Annotated in this window: 12 protein-coding genes and 1 pseudogene; 5 read left to right on the forward strand and 8 right to left on the reverse strand. The window is 28.2% G+C overall.

Annotation, left to right across the window (positions count from 1 at the left end; all coding sequences use genetic code 11):
* Positions 1-212: 212 nt before the first annotated feature.
* The 3 genes from istA to CLOPA_RS18200 are packed head-to-tail and all read left to right on the forward strand — an operon-like array spanning position 213 to position 2,904.
* Positions 213-1,721, forward strand: a complete 1,509-nt coding sequence (gene istA / locus CLOPA_RS18190) for an IS21 family transposase (RefSeq protein ID WP_015615434.1) — start codon at positions 213-215, stop codon at positions 1,719-1,721.
* Positions 1,711-2,466, forward strand: a complete 756-nt coding sequence (gene istB, locus CLOPA_RS18195) for an IS21-like element helper ATPase IstB (protein WP_015615433.1) — start codon at positions 1,711-1,713, stop codon at positions 2,464-2,466. The genes istA and istB overlap by 11 nt, the downstream gene beginning before the upstream one ends.
* Positions 2,467-2,469: 3 nt before the next feature.
* A complete protein-coding gene (locus CLOPA_RS18200) occupies positions 2,470-2,904 on the forward strand; it encodes a hypothetical protein (protein WP_015615432.1) in 435 nt (144 codons plus the stop codon).
* A 241-nt stretch (positions 2,905-3,145) separates the two neighbouring features.
* Here CLOPA_RS18200 and CLOPA_RS18205 read toward each other — a convergent pair whose 3' ends face one another.
* From CLOPA_RS18205 to CLOPA_RS18215, 3 genes are all read right to left on the reverse strand, one after another.
* Positions 3,146-5,047 carry a 3'-5' exonuclease gene (locus CLOPA_RS18205; protein WP_015616894.1) on the reverse strand — a complete coding sequence of 634 codons (1,902 nt, stop codon included), beginning with the start codon at positions 5,045-5,047 and terminating at the stop codon, positions 3,146-3,148.
* A gap of 267 nt (positions 5,048-5,314) precedes the next feature.
* A complete protein-coding gene (locus tag CLOPA_RS18210; RefSeq protein WP_041710970.1) occupies positions 5,315-6,988 on the reverse strand; it encodes an AAA family ATPase in 1,674 nt (557 codons plus the stop codon).
* Positions 6,989-7,082: 94 nt separating this feature from the next.
* Positions 7,083-8,294: an IS1096 element passenger TnpR family protein gene (locus tag CLOPA_RS18215; protein WP_015616896.1), complete on the reverse strand. Its 1,212-nt coding sequence runs from the start codon at positions 8,292-8,294 to the stop codon at positions 7,083-7,085.
* 335 nt (positions 8,295-8,629) lie between these two features.
* On the opposite strand from CLOPA_RS18215, the gene CLOPA_RS18220 reads away from it, so the two are divergent.
* Positions 8,630-9,793, forward strand: coding sequence for a hypothetical protein (locus CLOPA_RS18220; RefSeq protein WP_015616897.1), 1,164 nt, complete (start codon positions 8,630-8,632; stop codon positions 9,791-9,793).
* Positions 9,794-9,880: 87 nt separating this feature from the next.
* On the opposite strand, the gene CLOPA_RS26860 is transcribed toward CLOPA_RS18220, so the two are convergent.
* The 4 genes and pseudogenes from CLOPA_RS26860 to CLOPA_RS26545 all read right to left on the reverse strand — a co-directional run bounded on the left by CLOPA_RS26860 (position 9,881) and on the right by CLOPA_RS26545 (position 10,760).
* Positions 9,881-10,027 carry a hypothetical protein gene (locus CLOPA_RS26860; protein ID WP_155241938.1) on the reverse strand — a complete coding sequence of 49 codons (147 nt, stop codon included), beginning with the start codon at positions 10,025-10,027 and terminating at the stop codon, positions 9,881-9,883.
* A pseudogene (locus tag CLOPA_RS25330) lies at positions 10,012-10,143 on the reverse strand (6-phospho-alpha-glucosidase); the annotation flags it as partial. The pseudogene CLOPA_RS25330 and the gene CLOPA_RS26860, both read right to left, overlap by 16 nt.
* A 13-nt stretch (positions 10,144-10,156) precedes the next feature.
* Positions 10,157-10,417 carry a hypothetical protein gene (locus CLOPA_RS18225; RefSeq protein WP_015616898.1) on the reverse strand — a complete coding sequence of 87 codons (261 nt, stop codon included), beginning with the start codon at positions 10,415-10,417 and terminating at the stop codon, positions 10,157-10,159.
* Between the two features lie 208 nt (positions 10,418-10,625).
* Positions 10,626-10,760: a hypothetical protein gene (locus CLOPA_RS26545; protein ID WP_015616899.1), complete on the reverse strand. Its 135-nt coding sequence runs from the start codon at positions 10,758-10,760 to the stop codon at positions 10,626-10,628.
* A 224-nt stretch (positions 10,761-10,984) separates the two neighbouring features.
* Here CLOPA_RS26545 and CLOPA_RS18230 point away from each other — a divergent pair, with 224 nt between their 5' ends.
* Entirely contained in the window at positions 10,985-11,254 is a 270-nt protein-coding gene (locus CLOPA_RS18230) for a DUF2651 family protein (protein ID WP_015616900.1), read from the forward strand.
* 216 nt (positions 11,255-11,470) lie between these two features.
* On the opposite strand, the gene CLOPA_RS18235 is transcribed toward CLOPA_RS18230, so the two are convergent.
* On the reverse strand, positions 11,471-12,028 hold the full coding sequence (locus CLOPA_RS18235) for a Uma2 family endonuclease (protein WP_015616901.1): 558 nt from the start codon (positions 12,026-12,028) through the stop codon (positions 11,471-11,473).
* Positions 12,029-12,058: the final 30 nt, after the last annotated feature.

Genomic DNA, 12,058 nt, shown 5'->3' on the forward strand with positions numbered 1-12,058 from the left:
TTCGCCAATGTAAATTTAGAATTTATAAAATCTATTAGTCTAAATGATATGTATTCTTTTATTACAAATTGCCAAAAGACTTTAAATTCTTCAGCCGTGTTGATTTACAATATAAATTGACCCCCTTTTTACACTGAAAATTGACCCCTTCACTTTAAAATAATATCCTTTATGAGAGGTAAAAAACTCATGAAGGAGGCATAAGAGTGTAGGTGAAAGACTTGAGAGATTGGCATACAGTGAAAAATATGTATAACAAAGGGGTTCCAATAAAGCAAATAGCTAGAGAACTTAATATGTCAAAAAATACTGTTAAAAGTTTAATCAAAAAGGAGGAAGAACCAAAATATTCAAGATCACCAAGAGTAACTAAAATTGATAAATTTAAAGATATTATTAGAGAATGGTTTTTAGATAAGCAGTATGATTTCAATGGTACAAGAATCTATAATGAATTGTGTAAATTAGGATACGATGGAACTATAAATCCAATATATAGGTATCTTGAAACTCTGAATGAAAAAAAAGGTAGCATTAGTCAAAGAGCTACTGTTAGATTTGAAACTCCGCCAGGAGATCAAGCACAATTTGACTGGGGAGAATACATAACAGTTATAGCTGGTGAAAATGTTAAAATATACTGTTTTACCATGATATTATCTTATTCTAGAAAAAAAGCTGCAGTATGTTCGCTATCCGCTAATGGCGTAGCCATTTATGAAGCCATACAAGACTTATTTATAGAACTTGAAGGTGTAACTAAGGAACTTCTTATAGATAATCCAAAGGCATTAGTAATAAGTCATAAAAAAGGAGAAGAAGTAGAGTTTAACCACAGTGCTTTAAAGTTATTCACATATCTTGGGACAGAGCCGAATGCCTGCCGGCCTCTAAGACCAAGGACAAAAGGTAAGATAGAAAAGCCATTTCAATACATTGAAAATCAATTCATTAAAGGAAGCAGCTTTAACAGTGTGTATGAACTTAACTTAGAAATTAAGCATTTTATGAGGTCATGGAATAAAAAGATTCATGGAACTACTAAAAGAATACCTGATGAAATGTTTAATGAAGAAAAGAGCAGCTTAAAAGGATTTTATAAGAAAATAGTTATTGATACAGAATTAGAAATAAGGATTGTTAGTACGGACTCTTATGTTATGGTTGGAACTAATAAGTATAGTGTTCCCGTCAAATATGTGGATAGACAGGTAAAAATAAGAATAGTATATGGGTATATTCTAGAAATATATGATCTTGATTTAGTTCTCGTTAAAAAATGGAATATACTTCAGGGTAAAAATAGAAAAATTCAAGATAAAGATGATTATAAGGATATTGCAGTAAGAGTACCAAGTTCTATTCCTGAAATTAGAAGGGTATTTGAAAAAACATTTAGACATGGTAATGAGTTTTACAAATTGGCTTCACGGGTTACAAAGCAGCCTCACTTTCATGCAAGAGAATTTTTAAAACTGAAAGATCTATATGATATAGCTGATTTAGATATCATTCTTAAGCATTGTATAGATAGTAACGTATTAAAAATAGATGGAATAAAGTCTTTAATTAAAGAAAAATATCTAGAACTAATAATTGAGCATGAGAGAGTAGAATTAATATTTACTAAACCTAATAAAAATAAGGATACTAATATGAATGAAGAAGGTTTAATAAGACATCTTTCTTACTATGGGAAAGGGGCTAAAAATGAAGGATGAAACTAATATAAACACTAATATAAAGCGCTTGCTAAAACAGTTTAGGCTTCCCGATATATATGATAGATATGACGAAGAAGTTAATTATGCCATAGAAAATAAAATTGGTTATAGAGAATTCTTGTACAAGCTTTTGGCGCTCGAAGAGCAAGGAAAAATGGAACGTCTAAAAATGAGGAACATTAAAAATGCCTGTTTTGATGCATATAAAACAATCGAAGATTTTCATTTCAACTTTCCCAAACATATTAATCAAACGAAAGTTATTGATTTGGCTACTTTAAGTTTTATGGAAAAGAAAGAAAATGTAGTTTTTATTGGGCCTCCCGGCCTTGGTAAAAGTCATTTATCCATTGCAATAGGTATTAAAGCCTGTGAGAAAGGTAAATCTGTTCGTTTTGTCAATGCAATTGAACTAGTTGATGAATTATATAATGCAATAGATTCTGGTAATCTAAAACAAAAATTTAAGAAATTATCAAAAATAGACTTACTTATAATAGATGATATTGGTTATTTAAAAATGGATAAAGAAAAAGAGAGTTTATTTTTTCAGTTAATCCGCCAAAGATACGAAAAAAGCTCTCTAATAGTAACAACAAACTTACCGTTTGAAAGATGGGACGAGATATTCACTAGTGAATTAGCGGCTACTGCTGTACTAGATAGGCTTCTTCACCATTCCCACGTCATAAGTATAACAGGCGATAGCCATAGAGTAAATAGGTATTTACAGGAGGAATAAATTTTGAAAAATAGTATAGCAATAGATTTTGGTGAATTTGTTAATACATTTAATGAAAAAGGAAAAGAAACAGCTATAATTCTCGCAAGAGAGAAATATAATCTTAGTTTCCAACAGCTTAAGAGAAGAATGTTTAATAGTACTGATTATTGTTTTGATAGGTCTTTAAGATTGTATAAGCATAGAGCTAACAATAACATGGATACTGCTGAATTTATGAGTATTGATGAACTTGAGAATAAGAAAACTACAATTAAAGGAGTTGAGCCCCTTCCGGGGCCAAATCTCAATTTGAGTTTTGATGATCTTGTTAAAGATCTTATTAAAGATAGATTATTAATTTTAAATAAATATGTAACCATCGATAATGAATCTAAGCAATTAATAATTAATACTAAAAAATTAAAATATGATGGTTTTGGCCTAAATATAATTTAGACTCTAGGGGGTCAAAATTAAACGTAAAAAGGGGTCAAATTTACTTGACAATCTACAATACTCACCTGCCAACACCTTTTGATTACTAACATCATCTGAAAATTTAATACCTTATATCAATTCTAGTCTTTTAATATTATAAAGATTATTATTCATTTTTATATTCTCTACCGATATCAATATTTAAATATTTTTTATCTTCTCTGCTTATCAATAAAAGAACTAATGCATTAATTGATACCTACATACCAAACAATCTCTTTATTGCATTCATAAATCCGCCCTGATTCTTCTCCTCTACACTCTCCTCTTTTGTTGCAGCCACCATATCTTCTACCTTATAATCATTTTTATTATCTTTATTTAATTTCATTCTAGCTTTGAGTAAATCACCTACCACAATATTATTATCACTATAGGTAACCTTAAGAACATCCCTAGCTCTAGTCATTCCCACATAGAGAAGTTTCTTGGATTCATTAATACTATCTAATAATCTATTATTGATACCGCAGATATACACATATTTAAAATCTAATCCCTTTACGCTATGAATAGTAGAAATATTTACTTTTTCCATATCTATTCTAAACTTTGATTTAGCATTTCCACTCTTACTCATAATAAAATAGGGTATCCCTTTATTAGAAAAAGTATTTTCTAACATATCTATGTACTTTGTACTCTTATAGCTCTTATGTACATAGGCTATACAAATATCGCCATAATCTATGCCAGATTGTTTTAAGTTTATAATTTCATCTACTATTTTATTAGCTTCATCCTGAAAATCATCACATTTAATAAGATCTGGATAATCTCCTTGCCTCAAACTTGTGTCTGGCTTGATTGTAAAGTTGTTATCTTCTTCATCAACCTTTTCCTGAACTGTTCCATCAGTTAAGAAAGTATAAGCAAAATCTAATATCTGCTTTGTGTTTCTGTAATTTTCACGCATTATTGTTGTTCTTCCTGCTGCTTTTATACCTACAGATTTAAGAGTATATTTTCTGTTGTACAAATTCTGTGCCCCATCTGAAGCAAGCATTAAGTGACTATGTTCAGGATTTCTAAGTGTTTTTACTATAAACTCCAGCCACTCTTTTTCTAGATCTTGTCCCTCATCTATAAAAATTGCATCGTATTTCTTTATATTTGATAGCATATCCTCTGATATTTTAGCTATATTTTCATCTATATCTTTATCCTTGTATACTCCACTCTTTAATCCTAGAGATTTAAACACCTCATTTATCCATCCATGGAAATGGCTAACCTCAATATTTTCTATGTTATTTTCTATAATGGAATTTCTCAGAAAACTTGCAAGAGTTTTATTATAGCAAAGAACCATTATATCCCAGTCCTTATGAATATCTGCTAAGTACCTAGCCCTACATATTAATATAACTGTTTTTCCACTGCCTGCTACTCCTCTAATAACCCTATGACCATAGCCTAAACTTTTAGCATAGGTTTCTTGATTCAGGTTCATTACTTTAAAAATAGCATCATTGTCTGTAGACAGCTTTACTTCCTTAAATAAATTTCCTCTTATTCTATCCATTATATCTTCAGGTATTCTATTAAAATTAAACTTAGCTGGTATCATATCCTGAAGTTTTTGTTTGAATTTTTCCCCATCAAAGTTTTCCTCAAATTCTTTTAAATCCTCTGAGTATATTACAGATTTCTCATCTATGGTATTGATAAAGGGACTGGATAAAAAGCTTTTTCTACTTATCTTTGTAAATACTACTCCATATCCAAAGGTAAAGGATATATTATTTTTATAAGCTCCAGTTTGTAATAGACATTTATCTTTTTTTAATTCATCTACTATATTTAATATATATTCTCTTGCTTGTCTTAACGGATTTGCTTTTTTACCTAATGTGCTTAATGTATATGTATTGGAATTTGCACTTTCAATGGAATTTAATGACCAATCCTTTACTTCCAGCACAACAATTCCTAAATCCGGACCTAAAATTATAAAGTCAGGGTATCTTTCATTTACTCTTATGTTATACCATACAATATAATCTGATGGTAATTTATCTTGCAATATCTTAAACAATCTTTTTTCTCCTGCAGTAGCAGTTTCTAGGTCACTTATACTTTCCGGAATAACTTTTGCCATAGTATCACTTCCTCATCCTGTATAATATTTCTTCTTTTGTTCTATATTTAACTGTATAACCCACCTCACCACATATTTCTCTTTATTCCTATTATAATGTAAAATTCACATTATTTTAACAATATTTTTAATATTTATGATTAAAATTTTCTATAGCTATACAATAATCTTCATATTTTGTGATTTATGATTTAAATATAAAAGAGGTACTTACTTTTGTAGTAAATACCTCTTTGCTTAATTAATACTATTTTATAATTTTGCTTGCTAATGCTTCCTTTCCCTCATAAAAACTTCTTTTCCTTCAAAAGCAATGCCTATTTCTAAAATATTATTTACTCCTAATGCTCTCATTTCTAAATTATATTTTTTCTCTTCTATTTGTTTTAAAGCTGTATTTACTGCATCTTTCAAGGTCTCTTTTCTTCTTTTATTTACCTTTTTAAACTCTATAATTATACCTAGAGCTTTTTTGTCCTTAGGTATAATCATAACATCATATCGTCCGTATCCACTTTCCCGGTTTGATTTTATGTAGTGGGTATTCTCTAAAGACACTAGCATACCAAGTACAAAGGCATGATAAAACCTTTCACTCTCTCCGGCTACATCGAAATAACTTAATGTTCGATCTATTGTATTTGAAAACATAATATCAAAGGTTTCTATATCGCCGCTTATTAAAGCCTTTAACATATCATTAAAATCTTCATTTATATCTGATTTATTGAACCATTCTAAAATTATATTTTTAAATAAACTACTAACCTCTTTATTGGGAATAGAAAGAATACCAAAAATATCACCATCTATATTTTTAATATCATTAACTTTTAAGTATCCAGTAAATAGAAGAAAACTCCATATATTTTCAGAGTTTATATCAACCTCTTCCATAACTATATTTTCATTTATTCTTTTTTCTAAAGCTTTTCCTTCTATTAAGGATTCAAACTCAACTTTTACTTTATTATCTGATTTCCCTAAAATATCTTTTATTAAATCATTAGAACTAGTATTTATCCAATGACATATAAGCCCTCTATCAATATCTTTTATGTAATTTAGTATACTCCATGGATTATAAATAACTTCTCCTGCAAAATTATATCCATTATACCAAAGCTTAATATTTTCCAGCTCTGTTTTTATATTATAGTATTCTAATAACTTTTGAACTTCATTTTCTGTAAATCCAAAATACTCTTTGTATTTACTATTTATTAAGCTATATACCTTTATATTATTAAGTCCTGAGAATATACTTTCCTTTGCAACTCTCAGAATCCCTGTCATAACTGCTTTTTCTATATTAGTATTATCTTTTAGTGCGCCACTAAAAAAATTTCTCATAAACCCTATGAATTCTGAATAATAACCTTTTAAATGAGCTTGTTGAATAGGCACATCATACTCATCTATTAGAAGTATTGGCTTTTTCCCAATATACTTATATATAAGTTCTATTAAAACTTTAAAGGACATTTCTATTTCTACTAAGCTACACTTTCTAGCTAGTATTTTGGTGAAGTATTCTTTTTCTTCTCTGGTACACTTAAAATAGACATTATCCTTAAACTCTTGAAAAACACCTGCCATTAAAAAGCTCATAGCTTCTATGCAATTGTTAAAATTAGAATGTTTCATATCTTTAAAGGTAATATAAATAACTGGATAACTTCCCTGAAGCTTAGTTATATTTTCATATTTACTTATTTCTAAATCCTTAAATAAGCTGATATTTTCTAATTCTGGCATTTGAAAAAAATATTTAAGCATAGTCATATTAAGTGTTTTACCAAATCTCCTTGGTCTTGGTATTAATATAACCTTGGAATCATCTTCTATAATTTCTTTAATCAATAAACTCTTATCTACAAAATAATAGTTATTTTCAATAATTTCTCTAAAGTCACTTATACCTATAGGAGTTTTTTTCATATACCTCACCACTTTCCATAGTTTTGATTCTCTCCGTAGTCCAGTTTTATAGTACTTATTATAACATTTATTTAAATTCCTTTCAGTATACCTATTACCACTCATCATCAAAATCCGGATACTGCTCTACTTTTCCTTTACTTTCAATAATTTGTGGTTTTAGCAGCGTAATTTTATCCTCTTCATCAATATCAAAAACCTTAACATTAAATCTCCATTCATCCCCATAGTCAAAGAGATATAAAAAATCCTGTTTTTTGTATAAATCTAATTCTCCAATTTTAACCTCATCCACGTAAGGACCCATCTCCTCATAGGGACATGTAAATTTATTATTTGACCATGCCTTTCCGTCCATAAAGAATGAATACATATGATCATTATCAAAATCAAAGACTTCTTGAATAGAATTATGTAAATCCTCAAGAGTGTGCTGAGATGATAGTTTTATTTTAGCCCATGTACTCCTATCTAAAGAAATTTTAAATGTGTATGTTCCATCAGTAAATTTATTTAGATTTCTAATCAAAGTATTAGATAATATATCTTTTTCAAATAAATTTACAAAAGGTAATTTAAACTCTTCTTCAAAATCAAACTTCCATTCTCCACATTCTCTTCTATAAGGTATATTCCATAACTCTAGATTTCTCTTTTTATTAAGTATTTTTATTATCTTTAGTCCCAATGGATTAATTACTATCTCATCCGGTTCAAAAAATCTTCCCTTTTCTTTTGATTCGGCTTTTTCATATTCTTTATAGTCCAATATTCCAAAATAGTAAAAATATAATATTATAGAAGAACTGTTATATCTCATAAATTTATCCAAATAAAAAATTTCATCGGGCTTTTGCTGTGAAATCACAGATAGTACTTCAGCAGCCCTATGCGCATCTAGATAATCATAAGTTTGATACTGTAATTTTTCAAAATCACAGTCCATCCATAATACCTCTAATATAGAAATATATTTTTCTGTAATATTTAAATCCTTAAAGTTATCTATACGCTCTGTGGGCTTTAAAATAATCTTTCCAGCTTTGCCTGCATCCTCTATAAATAATCTGGAGCTTTTAGCTAGATTACAAAATAAATGTAAAAGGGGATAGGATAACTCTGCACTTTTTGTTGTTATACCCTCTTGTTTTATACTAATTAATGAATTCATCTCAAATAAAAACTTAGGTGAAATAAATCCCGTTTTTTTACCTATTGTAACTTCTCTTTCTGATAAATACTCTGTAAATTTATCAAAATCCCTTAGAAAATTATTCATTTGTTCATTTAAGTTAAATTTTTTCATAACTAATTTCTCCTGTGAATTTTTCTTTATCATTTATCATTATCAAAATATTTTTGCGATTGATTATATTATATCCAAATTCTATATAAACTTAATTCTTTTTTAAGGATTGCATTCACTCTTTTATTTTCTTCTTCATCTCATTCTTTAATGCAGGTCTTCTATTGTTCTCTTTTATAATTCTATTATAAAAGTCTTTAAACTCATCTTCTTTATTAAGAAAATATAATTAATTATTAATTTTTAATTTTTGAGTTTGACACACATATCTATGTATTTTATAATTTAATTACATAGTGGGAAAAATAGTAAAAGATAAGGAAGCGAAATTTAATATGATAAATATTATTAAAACTGCAATTATAACTATAGTAATATCATTTATATCTGGGTTAATGTTAGATTATTATAAAAATCTAGCACCTAGAATACTGTGTAATGTAGGAAAGGGTATACCTCTAGAAATGAATGGTAAAAAAATTTTTGCATACATTATTAATGTTATCAACGTATCAAATAAAACAATTCATGAGTTAACTCTAAATATACAAAGCTCACAAAGTAATTTAAAGGTTACAGATGCCAAAATAACAAAAGGTTTAAAATTTGATTCTTCAATAAAGGATAACATTTTAGATGTGGATATACCTTTTTTAAGTAAGAATGATAAATTTTCGGTTACGGTATATGTAGAAAATCAATATGCAGTGCATAATAAGCCCGTTATTGCAATTAGATCACCTGAAAATTTTAAAAGGATAGATTCAGCTGGACAAAATGGAATCCTTGCAATATTATTCAATATACCAAAAAGTATAAAACAGGGAATTTCAAAAACAATTGAAAACCCTGAAGAAAAAATTCCTAATAAAAAAGATGACTTTACAACAGTGATAGATAAATCATCTTATGCTGATAGATCAGTAGATAGAGGAAATAAAGAAATACTTTATAGAAATAATAAGCTTAGTAACAGCAAAAAGACAATGATAGTTATATTACCAGTTATTTTAGTTGTACTGGTTGGTTTTTTTGGAATATCTTATTTTAAAGGACTGACTAGTAATACACCAGCTTCCACTGTAAACACTGTACTTCCCAACCAGTCCACTGATGCAGCAGGATCATCAGGAAGAACAACTCAAAATAAAAGTACAACAGAATCAGCTGGATATAATGGTACAAATACAACAACTGGAGGCCCAACCAGAAATACAGGTGCAAATGCATCAATAAAAGGAACAACTGGAAATACAGCTGCAAGTGCATCAACTAGACCATCATCTGAAAATAAAGACACAAATACCGCAACTGAAACATCATCTGGAAATACAAACGCAAATACCGCAACTAGATCGTCAACTGAAAATACAGTTACAAATACAGCAGCTGGAACATCATCTGAAAATAAAGGTGCAAATACATCAACTGGAGCATCATCTGAAAATAAAGATGCCAATTCAGCAGCTAGAACATCAACTGGAAATACAGCTAACTAAGGTATATATCTAGATTATATAGAAACTTCATCCTTTATTTAAATTGAGTTTCAGAATAATTTTATACGTAAAGTATATAATAAAAACTTAAAAAATGAGAATAGATTTACCAGAGGTTAATCTATTCTCATTTATTCCTACGCGGCAAGGCACTTCTACCATCATTTTAGAATCCAAATTTTCAATGGTTCCATTATTTTCAGTAATAATTAAAAATAAATATGTGTAAACCATCCAAAATATTTAGGTTCTAAATCTCTTCTGTTTATTCCAAGTACACTTGCATGCATATCCATAATTGCAATTAGCATATCACAGATATTAATAATTCTATAGTCATCAGGAAACATATCAAAACTTCAATCATTGCTGCTCAATTCTTATTCCTCTAACATTACCGTTTTCATCCTTATCCAGTGAGAATTTAAATTTTGCATTATTGTCTATATAATTTGGATCGTTTTTATCTGTTACCTTATATGCGTTGCCTTTAGTATATTCTATAAAATTATTTGACTTTAAGGTCTTAACTAATATAGGTATGCTATTTGCATTTGCAACTCCTGCAGCAGCCCATATAGAAACTCCATTTAGTACTACATTATCATACATTGAAAATTGCATTTTCTTAGGAATAAATGAACTGTTTTTTACCCCTTCATTTATATACCAATTAGAGAAAGGTCTTAAAATATGTGGACTTACTAAAGCTGCTCCTATAATAACTATAATTAAAATTATTTTAAACTTTTTTATAATAATACGCCTCCATATTTTAATAGTTTCTACAGTTGTACAAAAAATAAAATGATTCTCTCCTTAAAGAAATTATTTATTTCTTTTTACGAAAAAATCTTATTATTAAATATAGTCTAAATAGAATTCCATTAATGCCATATTTCTCTTTCTTCTTTTTTACCTTTTTAGGTTTATAATCAGATTTCATATAATCTCGTTCACTCAGCATGTTGAACCTCCATTACATAATTATATATATTACTTTCTTATATTTTACGGTAATATACTAAAAAGGACAAGCATTTACTTTATGTTTTATCATTGACTTATATTGGCCAAATAACCCTTATAAATAACTAAGAGAAGTTTTAACTATTTTGATCTTTACTTTTATTCCATATAATGATAGCTTTAATTTATATTGGTGAGTTTTTTTGAAAGAGGATAACATATATGTCAATTGTTAGTATTAATGATAACCCATTTGGACTGATTTTAATTGGCTTTCCACTGTTTACTTTTATAATATCTTTAATAATACAACTTTTAATCAAAAAAAAGATAATCATTTTAAGCATTGTTTTTATAGGATATTTAATTGCAACCTTTGTTTTATTTAATTCATCTTTCTTAATATGGTGTTTTATTTACACAGCAATATCATTAATTGGAACAATTATTGCAGATTTAATACTCAAATTCAAGAAAAAGTTTACTATGTAATCTTCTAATCAATATTAGAGTTCTAAGAATACACTCTTCTAAACACTTAATGAATTAGAAGAGTGTATTTCTTATTTTTCTTCGTAAAAGATAATATTCCTAAATTATATAGAACAATAATTGCCAGAAGGGCTGCTGCTGCAATGAGAACAAATACCCTAATAATCATTGCCTTTGTCAAACAAAAACAGAGCAACTTCAACTGCTCTGCTATGTTTACTTTTTATTAAATATATTTTCAAGTTCTATTTTTAAGTCTTTGTAAACTGTACTTGTATATATATCTTTATGAGAAAATACTCTTGGAGTTCCATAAGCCCCATTTACTAAAGTATATTGAGTTATTGATCCATTTGGTTCCACTATGTTATATTCCAGTACACCAAATTTTTGATATATACGTGCCTTTATAAAATAATCATTATCAGAATACTTTTCAGATACTACTTCGAAAATTATTTTTGGTGTTGAAATAAAATTTTCACCTAAGGTTTCAGCATCATCGCACATAACAAAAATATCAGGCAAGAAATTATATTGCTCATTTTCATTTTTGAATATAACTTCTATCTGCTCTGAAAAAGGTTCACATCTGCTTCCTTCAAAATATGCGTCTAACTTTGATAATATCTTTCTTACTATTCTATTATGCTTTTGAGATGTTCTGGAACTAAATAATATCTCTCCATTGAGATATTCACATATACCATCATATTTACTTTGAATTTCTTCAAACTCTTTTGGTGTGATAAACACATTTCTGATAGGTTCCATATTTTCATCTCCAATCACTTAAATATCAAA

The sequence above is a fragment of the Clostridium pasteurianum BC1 genome (genome assembly GCF_000389635.1).
GTDB classification, from domain to species: domain Bacteria; phylum Bacillota; class Clostridia; order Clostridiales; family Clostridiaceae; genus Clostridium_I; species Clostridium_I pasteurianum_A.